Below are 17,768 nucleotides of genomic sequence, written 5' to 3' on the forward strand. Positions count from 1 at the left end.
TCTGATCCTTCTTCCGGCGTTTCCGCCGCTGTCTCCAAGCAGCCTCTGCTCGGTTCTTCCTGGCTTGGAGTCAGTCCTCCCATGCGTTCTCACTCGCGGCGTCCCGCCGCGACCTCTTCCGGTGTGCACCTGCTTTCCGACCACCGCGTGATCGACGGCCTGGTCCGCGCGGCCGATCTCGGCGACGACGACCTCGTGATCGACTTCGGCGCGGGTCCCGGCACGATCACCGCCCCGCTGGCCCACACGGGCGCCCGAGTGCTGGCGGTCGAACGCGACGCGCGGTTCGTCGACGCACTGCGCCGCCGGTTCGCGACCCGCCCCTCGGTCCGCGTCGTGCACGAGGACCTGCGCACCGTCCGCCTGCCGAGACGGTCTTTTTCCGTCGTGGCAAGCATTCCGTTCGCGGTTTCCACGCCGTTGCTACGCCGGCTGCTGACCCCGGTCGGCGGTGGCTTCTCACGCGCGGAGCTGGTGGTGGAGTGGGGCCTGGCGAAACGGCTCACGGCCGCGTACGCCCGCGATCTCGAGTCGGCGTGGTGGTCGTCCCGGTTCACGCTGACCGTCCGGCGCCGCGTGCCGGCCCGCTGTTTCTCACCCGCACCTCGCGTGGACGCGGCACACCTCGCCGTCCGCCCTCGGTCCGATGTGGACCGTCGGACCGCCGCGGTGCTGTGGGCACTGCTGTCGGCGGCCTACGACCGGCCGCGGGACCGCGCCCGCACGGCACTGAACGGCCTGGCCCCGCGACGACTCACCCACCGCCTGCTGGGAGAGAAACCCGCACCGGAGATCCACATCGGACAGTGGCTGACGATGGCCCGCATCCTGTCAGCCGACCGAAGCGTCGTCCCCCCACCGCTCCCCGCGGACGTGGTCAGAGGCGCCACGCTTCCATGACGTCGAACGGTTTCGCCGTCTTGGCCGGGGATCGTTCCACCATGTCGCCGTAGACCGGGTCGGTCAGGGCCTCGTCGATGGCCTTCAGCACGTCGTCGTCGAGGCCGACGGGCGTGTCGGAAATGTTGTCCGCCAACTGCTCCGGGCGCGATATGCCGATGATCGCACTCGATACCGCCGGATTGTGCAGTACCCACGCCAACGCCAGGCGCGGCAGCGTGGTGCCGAGGTCGGCCGCGATGGGCACCAATCGTTGTACCGCCTCGAGCACGGGCTTTCCCATGTACCGGCTGACAAACCGCGCACCGCGTTCCCGCACCGCGCGACTGCCCGGCGGCAGTGGCGCACCGGGTAGGTACTTGCCGGCCAGCACGCCCTGCGCCAACGGCGACCACACGAGCTGCCCCATCCCGAGCGACACGCACGCCGGCACGACCTCCGCCTCGATCACCCGCCACAGCAACGAATACTGCGACTGGTTCGAGATCAGGGGCACGTGCAGGTCCTTCGCGATGGCCGCCGCGGCATGGATCTGCGCCGCGGTCCACTCGGAAACCCCGACGTACAACACCTTTCCGGCACGCACGAGGTCCGCGAAGACGAGCATCGTCTCCTCGAGCGGCGTCTCGTCGTCGAACCGGTGGGCCTGGTACAGGTCCAGGTGGTCGGTGCGCAATCGGCGCAGCGACGCGGCGCAGCTCTCCATGACGTGCTTGCGGGACAGGCCGCGGTCGTTCGGCCCAGGACCGGACGACAGGCACCTTCGTCATGATCTGCACCGACTCACGCCGCACCCCCGCGAGGGCGTCGCCGAGGATCTCCTCGGCGACGCCGTACCGTGGCGCGCCACAGATGTCGGCGGTGTCGAAGGTCGTGGTGCGAAACACGGCGCGGGACAAACCTTCCCTTGTCAGACATACCGCATAGTTGGGCGGAAACCGGACCGCCAGTTGAACTCACCGTTCCAAATGGACACAATGCGCTCTAGTCCGCGGAATAGTGGCCCTTCTCGATGTCGGCGATGAGGCCGGGCTGGACCGGCTGCCAGCCGAACCGCTGCCGGGTCAGGGCCGTCGAGCACCAGACGTCTATCGCGAGGAAGCGGCCGAGCCAGCCGAAGTGGTCGTCCACCTGCTCACGGGGGACGGAGACCACCGGTAGCGCGAGGTACCGGCCGATGGCTTCGGCGATGTCGCGGATCGGCACCGCTTCCTCGGCGATCGCGTGCAGGCGGGTTGCCGCGGGCGCCTGCTCCAGAGCCAGGCGGAACAGGTGTGCTGCGTCGAGCCGGTGGGTTGCGGCCCAGCGGTTCGTGCCGTCGCCGGGGTATGCCGAGACACCCTTGGCGCGGGCGGTTTCGACGAGGGTGTGGACGAAGCCGCGGTCGCCCTCGCCGTGCACTGACGGTGGGAGTCGCATGATCGACACCCGGACACCGCGCTCGGCGAACGACAGCGCGGCCTCGTCGGAGACGGAACGGGGCCACGCGGGATCGGTCGGGTCGTCCTCCGTCGCCGGGCGCCCCGGTGCGAGAGCGGCGGCTCCCGAGGAGACGACCAGTGGCCGGTCGGATCCGGCGAGCACCTCACCCATCGCCTCGATCGCCTGCCGGTCCGTCTCGATGGCGCCAAGGTAGTTGGCGAAGTCGTGGTTGAACGCGGTGTGGATCACGCCTTCCGCGTCGGCCGCGCCGCGGCGCAGGCTGTCCGGGTCGTCGAGGGCGCCGCGGAGCACCTCGGCGCCGGCCGCCGCGACCGCCGCGACACCCGTGTCCGAGCGAGCGAGCCCGACGACCCGATGTCCCGCGTCCAGCAGCTCGCGGACGACGGCGGAGCCGACGAACCCGGTCGCGCCGGTGACGAACACACGCATGTGATGCACTCCTTGTTGGTTCGGGTCTGTGCGTCCAGCCTCTTACCGGAGAAGGTCTCCGGTCCAGGACCTGTTCCGCACCACGCAATACGTTTCAGGCATCACCGCAGCTAGAGTGGGCACGGTGACAGACCTCGACCTCCGGCTGGTCCGGTACTTCACCGTCGTCGCGGAACACAGACACTTCGGCCGGGCCGCCGCCGAGCTGCACGTCGCCCAGCCGTCGCTGAGCCGGCAGATCCGCCGTCTCGAACAGCAGCTGGGCGCCAACCTGCTGGACCGCACGCCGCAGGGCACCCGGCTCACCGAGGCCGGCGAGGTGTTCCTCCCGCTCGCGAAGGAACTGCTGCACTCGGCCACCAAGGCCGCGGCGAGCACCCAGGCCGCCGCCCAGCCCAGCCGGATCACCATCGGCTACATGACGGGCATCATCGTCACGCCGGCCGTGCGCGAGCTGCGCCGCCTACACCCGGAAGCCGACGTGCGGACCCTGCACCTGGACTGGAACGAACCAAGCACCGCACTGCTCGAACACCGGGTGGACGTGGCGGTGGCCCGGCTCCCGTTCCCCACTGACCAACTGCGGGTGACGGTCCTCTACGACGAGCCAAGGGCCGTGCTCGTGCCACTGGACCACCGGCTGGCCGGCAAGGAGTCCGTCACCCTCGACGACATCGCCGACGAGCCCCTGCCCCGGGTGCCGGGCCACCCGCTTTGGGAGGCCTTCTGGCGCATCGACCCACGCCCAGACGGCCGGCCAGCACCAGACGGTCCCCTCGTCGAGGCGCTCGAGGACAAGATCGAGCTCATCGCCGCCGGGCAGGCCGTGGCCATCGTCGCGATCGGCCACGGCGCCCCCTCCTTCCGGCGCGACGTCACCACGGTCCTCCTCGACGGCGTCGAGCCGAGCCACGTCGTGCTGGCCACCCGTGCCGGCGACCGCAACCGCCTGCTGGCGGCGTTCCGCAAGTGCGCGGAGGCCCACCTCACCGGTCCGGACCTGGCTCCAGGAACGGCGTGAGCAACCCAGGGACCGCCGCGTCCGCGAACCGCAGGCCCTCGTCGATGTCCGCGTCGTACACCGGGTAGGCGCCCTTGTTGGCCGCGGTCGTCGCGTGCAGCGTGACCAGGCCGGCGCGGCGTTGCAACGGCGAGCTGGTGATGGTCCACCCGATCACGCCCGTGCGCGTCAACGCCGCGGTGCGCCGTGCTCCCACGCCGTAGCGCGTGACCAGATGGTCGCGGGCCAGGCCGTGCCCGAGGTTGCGGTAGGACTCCCTCGCGAGGAACACGGCCACCGGTACGCCCACCACCAGGGAGATCCACGCCAGGTGCAGCAGCACGTCGGTGAGCAGCCAGCCCAGCAACGCCAGCACCGCGGCCAGCGTCAGCACGCAGTACAGACCCCACCGCACCCGCCGCCACAGCGCGGCCCTCGGGTGCCCGACGACGGCCGTCGCGGTGGCGGCGTCCGAGCCCAGCACCTCGGCCGCGACCCGGCGGGCGGTCTCGTACGGCGCCGCCGGCAGGATCGTCTTCGGGTCGGTCTTGTCGTCGTCGGTCTTCTGCCGCATGCCGGTCGCGATGACGTCGATACGGGCCGCCCCCGCCAGCCGGGCGCCGAGCGGCTCGATCAGCTCAACCCCACGCAGCCGCCGGCGCTCCAGCGACAGCGAGCGGGTGGTCAGCAGCCCTCTGGTCATGACGAAGTTGCCGTGCTCGCGGGACAGCCGGTAGCGGAACCACATCTCGACGAACAACCCGAGCGAGCCGATCACCCCGACCAGTACCCCGGCCCCGACCAGGACCGCGATCAGCCCGGCGACGTGCAGGTCCCCGAGCAGGTCGCGGACCGCGCGGAACACGACGCCCTGCGCGTTGAACCACTCGGACACCTGCATCACGCCACCGAACGCGGCCGCGCCGAGGATCGGCGTGGTCACCGAGACGGGGGCGTAGCGGATCCAGCGCCAGTCCAGCGTGGCGAGCTCCGGACCGGTGGGGCCCTCGACAACCGCGTCCGCGCGGCGCAGCAGCAGCCTGCGCAGCTCCTCAGCGACGGCCTTGCCGACGGGGTCGAGCGTGAGGTGGCTGTCGTCGCCGGCCTGCTGCCCGGTGCCGATCTTGACCTTGACGAGCCCGAAGAACCGCTGCAGCGGGTTGGCGGTGACGTCCACGGACCGCACCCGGTCACGTGGCACGGACCGCAGCTTGTGCAGCACCCACGCGTACCGCAGCTCCACCCGTTCGTCGGTCACCCGGTACGAGGTGTGCCGCCAGCGCATGAGGTCGGCGAGTGCCGCGCACAGGGACAGCACCGCGATCCCGGCGCACGCCACGAGCACCGCGAGCCACACCGGCACGTCGTCGGCGATGCCCAGGATGATCGGCACGGCGATGCCGGCCAGGATGCCGGCAACCGTCAGCGCGGTCACCCATACGGTGCGCCGGTCCAGCTGCCGCCAGCCGGCCGCGAGCCGTGCCCCGTCAGTCACCACGGACTCGGAGGTCACGTCGCGTCGCCCCGGTTTGCCTGCGTGACCTCGGTGAGCCGTTCGGCGAGGTCAGCGGCCACCTCGTGGTCCAGTCCCTTGATCTTGAGCGGCCCTGCGGCCGACGCCGTCGTCACGGTCACGCTCGACAATCGGAACGCCTGCTCGAGCGGCCCGCGCTGGGTGTCGACGGTCTGGATGCGGGACATCGGCGCGATCCGCCACTCCTGCCACAGCCAGCCGCTGCGGGTGTAGACGGCGTCGTCGGTCACCTCCCAGCGGTGCACCCGGTATCGCCACAGCGGCATGACCACCATGTACGGCACGCCGATCAGCAGGCAGATCCCCAACGCCAGCAACAGCCACGGGCGCGCCGGCTCGATGAGCAGCGCGAGGACGCCCAGCACCACCGTGACGACCCCGTTCGAGATCGCCTCCCCTGTCATCCAGTACCGCACCGCTCGCCGGTCGACCCTGTTCCGTGGCGGCCGAAGCCGCAGCTGCCCCTCCATGACGGCCACCGTAGTGAACCCGGATCTCAGCGCACGTCCGTCCCGCGGTCGTATCCGACGTCATTCCTTCGGTGGACATTTCGGGCTATGTTGCCGGCTCATGAAGCGTGCGCTGATGATCTCCCTGCTGGTACTGGCAACGCTCCTCACTACAACCCTCACCGCGCCGCTCGGCGCGACCGCCACGTCGGGACCCACCTGGCAACCCACCCCGACCGGCACCGACGCGCGGCTGCGCGGGCTGTCCGCCGTGAGCCGTCAGGTCGCGTGGGCCAGTGGTGCCCGCGGCACCGTGCTCAGAACGGTCGACGGCGGCAGCACGTGGCAACAGGTCGGCCCGCCCGACACCGCGACGCTGGACTTCCGCGACATCGAGGCGTTCGACGCGAAGACGGCCGTGGCGCTGTCGATCGGCGAGGGCGAGGCGTCGCGGATCTACCGCACCACCGACGGCGGTCGCACGTGGACGGAGACCTTCCGCAACCCGGAACCGGCCGCGTTCTACAACTGCGTCGCGTTCTTCGACGCCCGCAACGGCCTGGTGGTCGGCGACCCGGTGGCCGGCGAGTTCCGCTTACTGTCCACTTCGGACGGCGGGCGGACGTGGACGCGACTGCCGGGACCGGCGGCACTCGAAGGCGAGTACCAGTTCTCGGCGAGTGGGCAGTGCGTGACCGTGGCGGGCCGCAAGGACGCGTGGCTCGCGACCGGTGGTTCCTCCGTGGCACGGGTCCTGCACTCCGCGGACCGCGGCCGGACGTGGACCGCGTCGGAGACACCCCTGGCCAGCAGCGAGAGCGCGGGCGTGTTCGCCGCGGCGTTCCGCGACCGCCGCACGGGCATCGCGATCGGCGGCGACTTCGCGAACCCGACGAACGGCGCCGACGCGCTGGCACTCACCAGGGACGGCGGCCGCACGTGGCGCGAACCCGTCACCGCGCCGGCCGGCTACCGCTCCGGCGTCGCCTACCACGGGTTCCTTCCGCACGTGCTGATCGCGGTCGGCCCAACCGGCAGCGACGTGTCCTTCGACGGCGGCACCCACTGGCACCAGTTCCACGACGGCAGCCTGGACACCGTGGACTGCACCCGTGACGGCGGCTGCTGGGCCTCTGGCGCGGCGGGCGCGGTGGCCCGCCTGGGCTGAAACCCACAAGAAGCGATGAAGGACGCCTTCCTCACGCACACGGTGAGGAAGGCGTCCTTCATCGCATCGCCACAGCTCAGCCTCGGTCGGCGGCCGGCTCCGGCTCCGGGGTCGGCTCGGCGGCCTCCTCGGCCGGGGCGGCCGGGGTGCCCTTGCCGCGGGGCAGGAGCAGCGCCGGCAGGAACGCCACAGCCAGCAGGATCAGCGCCCACACGAACGTGGACGAGTACGCGTCCGCGAGCAGCGAGGCCACCTGTGTGCGGACGGGCTCCGGCAGCTCGCTGATCGAGCCGGCCGCCGGCGGCGGGGTGCCCTGGGCGGCCGCCGCCTCCATCAGAGGCGCCATCTTGTCCTTGGTGGCGTTGAACAACAGCACCGACAGCAGCGCGGTGCCGATCGACGCCGCCACCTGCTGGATGATGTTCAGGCTCGTCGACGCGCGAGCCACGTCCTCCTGCTTCAGCGTCTTCAGCGCCGCGGACATGATCGGCATCATCGTGCACCCCATGCCGAGGCCCATCACGAACAGGTCGGCCCCGATCAGCAGGTACGAGGTGTCCGCCTCGAGCTGGGTGAACAGCACCATGCAGGCGACGATCACGACGATGCCGGCCTGCGCGATGCGCGCCGAGCCGTACTTGTCCACGATCAGGCCCGAGAGCGGCATCATCAGCATCGCGCCGATGCCCTGCGGTGCGAGCAGCAGGCCGGCGGCCAGTGCGCCCTCACCGCGTACCTGCTGGAAGTACAGCGGGAAGAGCAGCATCGCGCCGAAGAACGCGACCACGAACAGCACCATGGACACCGACGCCACGGTGAAACCCCGGTCGCGGAACAGCTTCAGGTCGATCAGCGCGTTCCGGGTACGGGAGGCGTGCCAGATGAACGCCGCCACCAGCACGGCGCCGACACCCGCCGGCAGGTACACCTCCGGGCTGTCGACGCCGCCGTTCGCCGGCACCTTCGCGAGGCCGTAGATCAGCGCGGCGAGCCCCGGCGACAGCAGGAGCAGGCCGACCACGTCGAGCCTCTCCGCCGGCCTCGGCTCGTCCTTCTCCAGGATCCGCGAGCCGAGGAACAGCGTCACGATGCCCACCGGCACGTTCAGGAAGAAGATCCAGCGCCACGACACGTCGTCGACGAGCCAGCCACCCAGGATCGGGCCCACGATCGGGCCGAGCAGCATCGGCACGCCGATCACGGACATGACCCGGCCGACCCGCTCGGGTCCGGCTGCCTTGGTCAGGATCGTCATGCCGATCGGCATCAGCATGCCGCCGCCGAGGCCCTGCAGGACCCGGAAGAAGATCAGCGACTCGACCGACCATGCCGACCCCGCGGCCGCCGAGCCGAGCATGAACAGGAACACCGCGAGCAGGTAGATCCGTTTGGTGCCGAACCGGTCCGCGGCCCATCCGGACAGCGGGATGACGGTGGCGAGTGCCAGCGTGTAGCCGGTGGCCACCCACTGGATCGTGTCCAGCGTGGTGTTGAACTCACCGATCAGGTGGTCGATGGCGACGTTCACGACGGTGATGTCGAGCATCGCCATGATCGCGCCCAGGACGACCACCGAGCCGATGGCCAGCACTCTGCGGTCGAGCTTCTCCGAGCCCGAACCGCTCGCCGAGGTGATCGGCGGAAGCGCTTCAGTCACAAGTATCCCCTCGTTAACAGCCAGTTGTTGTTGCGGGCGGCATGTCCCCGCGAGCGAGAATCGGCAGCAGTGCCTGTGAAAGTCGGTCCCGCTCGTCGTCGCTCAGCGACTCGAGACATTCGCGTACCGCGTCGCGGTGTGCCTGTAGAAGCCCGTTGACGAAGCCCCGACCGTGCTCGGACAGGCGAACTCGTTTGACCCTGCGATCGTGCGTGTCCTCCCGGCGCGTGACCATGTCCGTCCTGACCAACCCCTGGACGGCTCGTCCGGCGGTCGCCATCGACAGCCCGAGCCGCGTGGCCAACTCGTGGACAGCCAGTTCGTCGTGGCAGTCGTAGAGCACAAACAGGGCCCGCATCTGGGAGAATGACAGGTCGAGTCCTCGCGCGACACCCAATATGTGCGCCTCTCCGCTCTTCTTCAGCCGAGAGAGGAAGTCCATCACCTGATCGGTGACGCTCTCGACCGACGTGACCGGCGTTAGTTGCACGGTACAATCATCGCACCGACGCAACTAACTGCAAGTGACTGTGTTCGGCGTCTCATTACTCTATCGGCGTAATCCGGCCACCGTTGCGGTGACTTAACGCAACGAGCCAAGTTGGTTGCTCCCGGAAACACCTGCCAGGCCGTTCGGGTGTCAGGGGCGCCGGGCAGAATGCTCACCCGTGACAGCCACGGCCACTCCCCCGTCCGTCTTCCTGCGCATCGCCGAGGAACTCGGCGTCGCCGAGCGGCAGGTCCGCTCCGCTGTGGAGCTGCTCGACGGCGGCTCGACCGTCCCCTTCATCGCCCGGTACCGCAAGGAGGTCACCGGGGCGCTGGACGACGCCCAGCTCCGCACCCTGGAAGAACGCCTCCGGTACCTGCGCGAGCTGGAGGAGCGGCGCGGCGCGATCCTCGAGTCGATCAACAGCCAGGGCAAGCTGACCGACGAGCTCACCAAGCAGATCATGGCCGCCGACTCCAAGGCGCGCCTGGAGGACATCTACCTCCCCTACAAGCCGAAGCGGCGCACCAAGGCCCAGATCGCCCGCGAGGCCGGTCTCGAGCCACTCGCCGACGGGCTGCTGGCCAACCCCGACACCGACCCGCAGGCCGCCGCCGCGGTGTTCGTCGACGCCGACAAGGGCGTCGCGGACGTGCAGGCCGCGCTGACGGGCGCACGCGACATCCTCGTCGAGCGGTTCAGCGAGGACGCCGACCTGATCGGCGGGCTGCGTGAGCGGATGTGGGACCAGGGTCGCCTGGTCGCCAAGGTCCGCTCCGGCAAGGAGGAGGCCGGCGCGAAGTTCACCGACTACTTCGACTTCTCCGAACCGTTCACCAAGCTCCCCTCGCACCGCATCCTCGCCATGTTCCGCGGCGAGAAGGAGGAGATGCTGGAGCTGACGCTCGACCCACACCCGGACGACGAGCAGCCACCCGGCCCGTCCGAGTACGAGGTGCGGATCGCCGCGCGGTTCGGCATCGACGACCAGGGCAGGCCGGCCGACAAGTGGCTCGGCGACACCGTGCGGTGGGCGTGGCGTACCCGCGTCATCGTGCACCTCGGCGTCGACCTGCGCGCCCGGCTGCGGCAGGCGGCCGAGGACGAGGCGGTGCGCGTGTTCGCCACCAACCTGCGTGACCTCCTGCTCGCCGCGCCCGCCGGCACCCGTTCCACCATGGGGCTCGACCCCGGCCTGCGCACAGGTGTGAAGGTCGCGATCGTGGACGCCACCGGCAAGGTCGTCGCCACCGACACCATCTACCCGCACGCGCCGGCCAAGCGCTGGGACGAGTCGCTGGTCAAGCTGCACGCTTTGGCCAAGGCGCACGACGTCGAGCTGATCGCCATCGGCAACGGCACGGCGTCCCGCGAGACCGACAAGCTGGCCGCCGAGCTGCTCGCGAAGAGCCCGGAGCTCAAGCTCACCAAGGTGATGGTGTCCGAGGCGGGCGCGTCGGTGTACTCGGCGTCGGCGTACGCGTCACAGGAGCTGCCGAACCTGGACGTCTCGCTGCGTGGCGCGGTGTCGATCGCGCGACGCCTCCAGGACCCGCTAGCCGAGCTGGTGAAGATCGACCCGAAGTCCATCGGCGTCGGGCAGTACCAGCACGACATCTCGGAGACCAAGCTGTCCCGCTCGCTGGACGCGGTGGTCGAGGACTGTGTGAACGGCGTCGGCGTCGACCTCAACACGGCGTCCGTGCCGCTGCTGACGCGGGTGTCCGGCATCGGATCCTCGCTGGCGGCCAGCATCGTGTCGCACCGCGACGCCAACGGGCCGTTCCGGTCACGCACGGCGCTGAGGAACGTCCCGAAGCTGGGCCCGAAGGCGTTCGAGCAGTGCGCGGGCTTCCTGCGCATCCCCAACGGCGACGACCCGCTCGACTCGTCCAGCGTGCACCCGGAGGCCTACCCGGTCGTGCGGCGGATCGTGACGTCGACGGGGCTGGAGCTGGCCGAGCTGATCGGCAACACGAAGACGCTGAAGTCGTTGAAGCCGGCGGAGTTCGTCGACGAGACGTTCGGTCTGCCGACGGTCACCGACATCCTGGCCGAGCTGGACAAGCCGGGCCGCGACCCCCGGCCGGCGTTCAAGACCGCGTCCTTCAACGACGCCGTGCACACCCTGAACGACCTGAAGGTCGGCATGGTGCTGGAGGGCGTGGTCACCAACGTGGCCGCGTTCGGCGCGTTCATCGACATCGGTGTGCACTGCGACGGGCTCGCGCACGTCTCGCAGCTGTCGCGGAACTTCGTCAAGGACCCCCGCGAGGTGGTCAAGTCCGGGGACATCGTGCGCGCGAAGGTGCTCGAGGTCGACATCCCCCGCAAGCGGATCTCGCTGACGCTGCGGCTGGACGAGGAGACCCGCGACCGCGGCCAGCAGCAACGCGGCGGAGGCGGCGGAGGCGGCGGCCAGCGTGGCGGCGGCGGTCAACGCGGCAACGGCGGCGGCGGTCAGCGTGGCGGTCAGCAGCAGCGTCGCGGTGGGCAGCGCCAGGACTCCGGTGGCGGCGGCGCGATGGCGGAGGCACTGCGGCGGGCGGGGTACAAGCCCAACTGACGTGGCCGTCCTCACCTTTGACCTGGAGCGCGCACCAGGTTCTAGCGTCGGTGACATGACGAAGGAGCAACAACACAAGATCGGTTCCGGGTTCGGTTTCGACAGCACGGCGGACGAGGTGCTGGCCGATGTCGACCTGTCCGGCAAGCTCGCGATCGTCACGGGGGGCTACTCCGGCATCGGGTTGCCGACGGCACGCGCGCTGGCGAAGGCCGGCGCGCACGTCGTGGTGCCGGCCCGCCGGCCGGAGTTGGCCCGTCAGGCCGTCGACGCCGAGGTGGACCAGCTCGACCTCGCCGACCAGGCCAGCGTGCGGGCGTTCGCACAGCGGTTCCTCGACTCGGGTCGCCGCATCGACATCATGATCAACAGCGCGGGGATCATGGCGGCGCCCGAGACGCGGGTCGGGCCTGGCTGGGAAATGCAGTTCGCCACCAACCATCTCGGCCACTTCACGCTCGTGAACCTGCTGCGGCCCGCCTTCACCGACGACGCGCGTGTCGTGTCGGTCTCCTCGTCCGGGCACCAGGCCGCCGACATCCGCTGGGACGACCTCCACTTCACCCGCGGCTACGACAGGTGGCAGGCATACGGCCAGTCCAAGACCGCCAACGTCCTGTTCGCGGTGCACCTCGACGCGCTGGGAGTGCGGTCGTTCGCCGTCCATCCCGGCCGCATCCTCACCGAGCTGGCGCGGCACGTCGAGCACGGGGAGCGCGTGGCTGCCGGCTGGATCGACGAGCACGGCAACGTCGTCGACCCGCTGTTCAAGTCGCCGGAGCAGGGCGCGGCGACACAGGTGTGGGCCGCGACCTCACCCCAGCTGGCCGACCTGGGCGGCCTGTACCTGGAGGACTGCGACGTCGCCGAGCTGACCGACTCCGACACGATGGAGGCGGGCGTGCGGGACTACGCCGTCGATCCGGCTGCCGCCGCTCGTCTGTGGGCGCTGTCCGAGGAGCTGACCAGGTAGGTTCGCCTGTATGGGAAAGGTTTACGAGGGGCTCACGCCGCGGCTGCGGGCGTTCGTCGAGGAGCAGAAGGTGTTCTTCGTGGCGTCCGCACCGCTGGCCGGTGACGGGCACGTCAACCTGTCACCGAAGGGGCGGGAGGGCACGCTCGTCGTGCTCGACGAGCACACGCTGGCATACCTGGACTTCGGCGGCAGTCACGCCGAGACCATCGCGCACCTGCGGGAGAACGGCCGCATCACGCTGATGTGGTGCGCGTTCGCCGGCCCGCCGAAGGTGCTGCGGATACACGGTCACGGCACCCCGATCTTCCGCGACGACCCGCGCTGGCCGGAGCTGATCGGTCACTTCGTGTCCGCCGACGGCCCGGGTGCGCGGGCCATCATCCTCATCGAGGCGGTCATGGTCAGCGACAGCTGTGGGTTCGCCGTGCCGTTCATGGACTATCGCGAGGAACGCACCCAGCACGCGCAGTACTTCGAACGCAAGTCGGACAAGGAGTTCGCGGCGTACTGCGACGGCAAGCCGACCAACCACGCCAGCATCGACGGCCTACCGGCCCTGCCGTTGCCCCTTCCCGAGCGGACGGCGTGACATGGCGGTCGCACGCCTCGCGCTGGCCGGTCTCGACTGCGCGGACCCGATACCGCTCGCCGAGTTCTGGGCGGCGTTGCTGGGCGGCACCGTCGTCATGCGCACCGAGCAGGTGTGCGTCGTCCAGACCGACACGATCATGGTCGGGACGGTCCGGGTGCCGGACTACACGCCGCCGACCTGGCCGGACGGCTCGACACCGAAGCAACTCCACCTCGACCTGGCCGTGCGCGACCTGGAGGAGGCGGAGGCCGAGGCGCTGCGGCTCGGTGCCCGCAAGGCAGAAGAGCAACCGCGACCGGACCAGTGGCGTGTCTATTTCGATCCGGCCGGGCACCCTTTCTGCCTAACGGCCAACATCCCGTTCTAACCGCAGCGTGTGGTACTGGACGGTCATCTCCGGCTTGACCAGTTCCCGGCTGGCGACGATCGTCCGGCTGAGCCCGTTCTCGTCGATCAGCCGGTACAGGTAGTCGAGGTCGCCCGAGGTGCCGAAGAACATCAGGATTCGGCCCCCTGGTGCGAGAAAGTCGCCGGCCGACCGGACGAACCGGGTCATCGCGCCGTAGTTCTCGTCGGCGATGCTCGCCTCCAGCAGGTCGCGGGGAGCGAACCAGCGGAACGGCGGGTCGAAGACCATCAGGTCGAACCGCCCGGACACCGCGTCGAAGACGTCGCTCTCCAGGACGGTGACCCGGTCCGCGACCCCGTTCCTGGCGGCGTTCGCGGTGGCGGCGGCCACCGCGGTGGGGTTGAGGTCGACGGCGAGCACGTCGGTGGACCGCGACGCGGCGAGGATCGCGTTGACGCCCGACCCCGTGCCCATGTCGAGCACCCGGTCGGTGTCACGCACCTCGGCCAGCACCGCGTTGCCGAGCAGGTCGGCGACGGCGGTCGGCGGGAAGACGCCGGGCGGCACCACGATCGAGAGCCCGAGGTAGTCGACCGTCTCCTCTGGCGCCGACCTCATCGACGCGTAGGCGGCGTCGTGCCATCCCCTGATCCGCGCGGCGTCCTCTTCGGACAACGACGGTCGGTAGTCGCTCATGATCGGCACGGTAACGACCGCCCTTGTGCCGGCGCCGGCGAATTTGGCACCGTGCGAGCCATGGGGAGACGCGCGCTGCCGAACTACCTGTGGGGGGTCCTCGCGATCCTGTTCGTGCAGATCATCCTGAACGTGTTCGGCGGCACGGTGCTGCTGTACGCGATCAGCGGTCGGCAGGGCACCGGGCTGCTGCACTTCGTGGTCTGGTTCTCGCTGCTGGCGTCGGCCGTGCTGGCGGTGAGCGCGTTGTTCCTGGTGCTGCGCAACCCGTGGGCCCGCTACCCGGTCCTGGGCGTCGAGGTCCTCGCGATGGTCAGCGGGTTGGTGTCGCTGGTGACCACCGGCACGCCGGCCGGCATCACGAACATCGCACTCGGCTACGCGGTGATCACCATGCTGTCCCGGCCGGAGGTCCGCGACTGGCTCACCAACGTGCCGGCCCCGGCGGGTCACTGGTCCTACGAGTGACGACGGCAGCTTCCGGTCAGGACGCGAAGTAGTCACGCAGCCCGCACCAGGTCGGGTTCCGCCCGCGACGGTTGGGAGCGTCATGGTTTAGGTTGAGCCGCATGGATGTCTGGGTCGGTAGCTACACGTCCGCCACCGGCGGTAACGGTGTCGGGATCAGCACGTTCCGCCGCGGCGCTTCCGGTGAGCTGACGCCGGACCGCTCGCTCGCCATGACGTCCCCGTCGTGGCTCACCGCGCATCCGACCGCACCGGTCGTGTACGCGACGAACGAGTCCGCCGACGGCGCGATCACGGCGGTGTCGACGGACCTCGAGATCCTCGGCACGATCTCCTCGGACGGCGCGGACCCGTGCCACCTGTCCGTCAGCGTGGACGGCCGGCACCTGTTGTGCAGCAACTACTCCAGCGGCAACCTGTCGGTGTTCGCGCTCGCCCCGGACGGCCGGATCACGGGCCAGACCGACCTCGTGCGGCACGAGGGCAGCGGCCCGGTCACCGACCGCCAGGAAGCCGCCCACGTCCACATGTCGGTCGTCCGCGACGAGCTCGTGCACGTTGTCGACCTGGGCACGGACGAGATCAGCGCGTACACGTTGTCGGACAAGGGAAAGTTGTCGCCGTTGTCCGTGTCGGCGATGCCGCCAGCCACCGGTCCGCGCCAGCTGGTTCGCCGCCCCGGCACCGATCTCGCCTATGTGGCGGGCGAACTGGGCGGCACGGTGGTGGTCGTCCGCGAGAGTGCGGACGGCCGGCTCACCCCGCTGACGACGGTCCCCGCGACCAAGGTGCCCTACACCGAGAAGCCGAACTGGGTGGCACACCTGGAAATCCGCGGCGACCGCCTGTACGTGTCGAACCGCAACCCGGACTGCGTCACGGAGTTCGACATCTCTGGCGAGGAGCCGGTGGCCCTGGCCGACCACCCGTGCGGCGCGTTTCCCCGCCACTTCACGATCGCCGACGACACCGTGTACGTGGCCGCCCAGAAGGACGACGCCATCGTGGCGTTCCCGACCGGCGGCGGCGAAGCGGTGCGCTTCCCGACCGGCACCCCGACCTACGTACTCGTCCGCTGACGGACTCAGAGGCGCCACAGGGCATCGACCGGTAGGGCACGGATCTTTTCGCCGAACGGCAACGTCTGCTGGCCTGTGTAGTGGACCGGCGACGAAACGGTCGCCGAGGAGGTTGGCCAGGTTCCGCAGGCCGCTCAGGTCGGCGGTGCGTACCGTCGCGCCCGCCTTCACCTCCACACCGACCACCCGGCCGTCCGGGGTTTCCAGCACGGCGTCGACCTCGACCTTGTCCTTGTCCTTGTCCTTCGTGCGGTAGTGGTAGAGCCGGGCGCGCGTGTCGGACCACGTCAGCTGCCTGGCCAGTTCCATGACGACGAAGTTCTCCATCATGGGACCGGCCGCGCCGCCCGGTTCGCCCAGCCGCACGGCGTCCTGGCCGATCAGGTGGCTCGCGATGCCCGTGTCGACGAAGGCCAGCTTGGGCGTGCCGACCGCGCGCCGCGTCTGCCCGGACGACCACGCCGGGACCCGCTTGATGAGGAACACCGACGACAGCAGTTCCAGATACCGCACCAGGGTGCTTCTCGACAGACCGGTCTGGCCGGCCAGCGCGGCCGGGACCAGCAGGCCGCTGGTGCGACCGGCCAGCATGCCGAGCAACGTGAGCAGGTCACCGCGGCGCTCGATGTTCGACACCTGCAGAACGTCCCGCTCGATCAGGGTCGACAGGTAGGAGTCGAAGAACGCGGTGCGGCGCCGTGGCACGCGACGAAGCGCCTCGGGAAAGCCGCCGACCACGATCCGGTCCAGGTAGTCACGGCGCCGCAGCTCGGACGAATGCTCGATTGCCGGACCGTGCCGGAAGGCGGCGTCCACGAACCGGTCGGGCTCGCCGTTGATCTCGCCCTGCGAGAGGGGCCACAGCTCGATGACCTCCATGCGGCCCGGTAGCGCGTCGGGCAGCGTCCGCAGTGCCAGCACGCGGGACGAACCGGTCAGGAGGAACCGGCCGGGGGTCGGGTCCAGGTCGACCGTGACCTTGATCGGCCTCAACAGCTCCGGGACGAGTTGTATCTCGTCGATGACCATGAGCCCGCCGTGGTCGACGAACCCTGTCGGGTCGTCCTCGGCGCCCATTCTGTCCGAGAAGCAAGATCAATGGTCAGTTGGACGCACGGGTCGTGGTCAGATGGCCGGAGAGTTGGTGGTGATCTGGCCGCTCGTTGGTCAGCGGCTCTCCACCGGGTTGGTCAGCGTGCCGATGCCCTCGACGGTGATCGACACCTGCTGTCCCGCGGTCATCGGCCCGACGCCGGCCGGGGTGCCGGTCAGGATGACGTCGCCGGGCAGCAGGGTCATCACCCGCGAGACCCATTCCACCAGCGTGGGCACGTCGTGCAGCAGCAGCGACGTCCGTGAGTCCTGTTTGGTCTCGCCGTCCAGGCTCGTGCTGATCGCCAGGTCCGCCGGGTCGACCGCGGTGTCGATCCAGGGGCCGAGTGGGCAGAACGTGTCGTGGCCCTTGCCCCGGGTCCACTGGCCGTCGGCCTTCTGGTGGTCCCTGGCGGTGACGTCGTTGGCGATGGTGTAGCCCAGGATCACGCTCGATGCCTGCGCCGCCGTCACGTCGCGGCACGGGCGGCCGATCACGGCGACCAGCTCACCCTCGAAGTCCACCCGGGACGAGTCCTTCGGCAGCTTGATCGCCGCGTGCGGGCCGATCACCGACGTGGACGGCTTGAGGAACATCACCGGGTCGGCCGGCGGCTCGCCGCCCATCTCACGGGCGTGGTCGGCGTAGTTCTTGCCGATGCAGACGACCTTGGACGGCAGGATCGGCGCCAGCAGGCGCACATCGGCCATCGGCCAGGACTTGCCGGTGAAGGTGGGGTTGCCGAACGGGTGGTCGGCGACCTCGCGGGCCGTGAGGTCGTCACCCTCCCCCTCGACGGTGACGAACGCGACTCCACCTGGATGAGCAATTCGAGCTATACGCACGACCGGCAGCCTACTGAGCCCGCTTTCGGCCGAT

General features: G+C 69.9%; 16 protein-coding genes and 2 pseudogenes. 9 read left to right on the plus strand and 9 right to left on the minus strand.

Features of this window, described 5'->3' with window-relative positions; genetic code table 11:
* Positions 1-81: 81 nt before the first annotated feature.
* Entirely contained in the window at positions 82-900 is an 819-nt protein-coding gene (locus tag VF106_RS26780) for a 23S rRNA (adenine(2058)-N(6))-methyltransferase Erm(C) (protein ID WP_330842610.1), read from the plus strand.
* Here VF106_RS26780 and VF106_RS26785 read toward each other — a convergent pair.
* Positions 878-1,814, minus strand: a pseudogene (locus tag VF106_RS26785) (aldo/keto reductase). The gene VF106_RS26780 and the pseudogene VF106_RS26785 sit on opposite strands and share 23 nt — an antisense overlap.
* Before the next feature lie 70 nt (positions 1,815-1,884).
* A complete protein-coding gene (locus VF106_RS26790; RefSeq protein WP_330842611.1) occupies positions 1,885-2,772 on the minus strand; it encodes an SDR family oxidoreductase in 888 nt (295 codons plus the stop codon).
* 124 nt (positions 2,773-2,896) lie between these two features.
* On the opposite strand from VF106_RS26790, the gene VF106_RS26795 reads away from it, so the two are divergent.
* Positions 2,897-3,793, plus strand: a complete 897-nt coding sequence (locus VF106_RS26795; RefSeq protein WP_330842612.1) for a LysR family transcriptional regulator — start codon at positions 2,897-2,899, stop codon at positions 3,791-3,793.
* Here the strand turns inward: VF106_RS26795 and VF106_RS26800 are convergent.
* Entirely contained in the window at positions 3,759-5,285 is a 1,527-nt protein-coding gene (locus VF106_RS26800; protein WP_330842613.1) for a PH domain-containing protein, read from the minus strand. The genes VF106_RS26795 and VF106_RS26800 overlap by 35 nt on opposite strands.
* Positions 5,282-5,776 carry a PH domain-containing protein gene (locus tag VF106_RS26805; RefSeq protein ID WP_330842614.1) on the minus strand — a complete coding sequence of 165 codons (495 nt, stop codon included), beginning with the start codon at positions 5,774-5,776 and terminating at the stop codon, positions 5,282-5,284. Before VF106_RS26805 ends, VF106_RS26800 begins: the two co-directional genes overlap by 4 nt.
* 100 nt (positions 5,777-5,876) lie before the next feature.
* Between VF106_RS26805 and VF106_RS26810 the strand changes: the two genes are divergently transcribed.
* Positions 5,877-6,923 (plus strand): WD40/YVTN/BNR-like repeat-containing protein, encoded by a 1,047-nt coding sequence (locus VF106_RS26810; RefSeq protein ID WP_330842615.1) that lies wholly within the window; start codon positions 5,877-5,879, stop codon positions 6,921-6,923.
* A 76-nt stretch (positions 6,924-6,999) separates the two neighbouring features.
* Here the strand turns inward: VF106_RS26810 and VF106_RS26815 are convergent, their stop codons facing one another.
* Entirely contained in the window at positions 7,000-8,580 is a 1,581-nt protein-coding gene (locus VF106_RS26815) for a DHA2 family efflux MFS transporter permease subunit (protein ID WP_330842616.1), read from the minus strand.
* A 13-nt stretch (positions 8,581-8,593) separates the two neighbouring features.
* Positions 8,594-9,070 carry a MarR family winged helix-turn-helix transcriptional regulator gene (locus VF106_RS26820; protein WP_330842617.1) on the minus strand — a complete coding sequence of 159 codons (477 nt, stop codon included), beginning with the start codon at positions 9,068-9,070 and terminating at the stop codon, positions 8,594-8,596.
* A gap of 178 nt (positions 9,071-9,248) precedes the next feature.
* Between VF106_RS26820 and VF106_RS26825 the strand changes: the two genes are divergently transcribed.
* The 4 genes from VF106_RS26825 to VF106_RS26840 are packed head-to-tail and all read left to right on the plus strand — an operon-like array spanning position 9,249 to position 13,571.
* Positions 9,249-11,636 carry a Tex family protein gene (locus VF106_RS26825; protein WP_330842618.1) on the plus strand — a complete coding sequence of 796 codons (2,388 nt, stop codon included), beginning with the start codon at positions 9,249-9,251 and terminating at the stop codon, positions 11,634-11,636.
* Positions 11,637-11,691: 55 nt separating this feature from the next.
* Positions 11,692-12,609 carry an SDR family NAD(P)-dependent oxidoreductase gene (locus VF106_RS26830; protein ID WP_330842619.1) on the plus strand — a complete coding sequence of 306 codons (918 nt, stop codon included), beginning with the start codon at positions 11,692-11,694 and terminating at the stop codon, positions 12,607-12,609.
* Between the two features lie 10 nt (positions 12,610-12,619).
* On the plus strand, positions 12,620-13,201 hold the full coding sequence (locus VF106_RS26835; RefSeq protein WP_330842620.1) for a pyridoxamine 5'-phosphate oxidase family protein: 582 nt from the start codon (positions 12,620-12,622) through the stop codon (positions 13,199-13,201).
* Position 13,202: 1 nt separating this feature from the next.
* Complete coding sequence (locus tag VF106_RS26840; protein WP_330842621.1) at positions 13,203-13,571, plus strand: VOC family protein; 369 nt, start codon at positions 13,203-13,205, stop codon at positions 13,569-13,571.
* Here the strand turns inward: VF106_RS26840 and VF106_RS26845 are convergent.
* Positions 13,548-14,249: a methyltransferase gene (locus tag VF106_RS26845; protein ID WP_330842622.1), complete on the minus strand. Its 702-nt coding sequence runs from the start codon at positions 14,247-14,249 to the stop codon at positions 13,548-13,550. The two genes, VF106_RS26840 and VF106_RS26845, sit on opposite strands and share 24 nt — an antisense overlap.
* Positions 14,250-14,309: 60 nt before the next feature.
* Here VF106_RS26845 and VF106_RS26850 point away from each other — a divergent pair, with 60 nt between their 5' ends.
* Entirely contained in the window at positions 14,310-14,717 is a 408-nt protein-coding gene (locus VF106_RS26850) for a hypothetical protein (RefSeq protein WP_330842623.1), read from the plus strand.
* 101 nt (positions 14,718-14,818) lie between these two features.
* Entirely contained in the window at positions 14,819-15,796 is a 978-nt protein-coding gene (locus VF106_RS26855) for a lactonase family protein (protein ID WP_330842624.1), read from the plus strand.
* A 108-nt stretch (positions 15,797-15,904) separates the two neighbouring features.
* On the opposite strand, the pseudogene VF106_RS26860 reads toward VF106_RS26855, so the two are convergent.
* Positions 15,905-16,873, minus strand: a pseudogene (locus VF106_RS26860) (ATP-binding protein); the annotation flags it as partial.
* A 90-nt stretch (positions 16,874-16,963) separates the two neighbouring features.
* The gene (locus tag VF106_RS26865) at positions 16,964-17,734 is read right to left on the minus strand and encodes a fumarylacetoacetate hydrolase family protein (protein ID WP_330842625.1); all 771 of its coding nucleotides are present in this window, start codon (positions 17,732-17,734) and stop codon (positions 16,964-16,966) included.
* Positions 17,735-17,768 lie beyond the last annotated feature (34 nt).

The sequence above is a fragment of the Actinophytocola sp. genome (assembly GCF_036378875.1).
Taxonomy (GTDB): Bacteria; Actinomycetota; Actinomycetes; order Mycobacteriales; family Pseudonocardiaceae; genus Actinophytocola.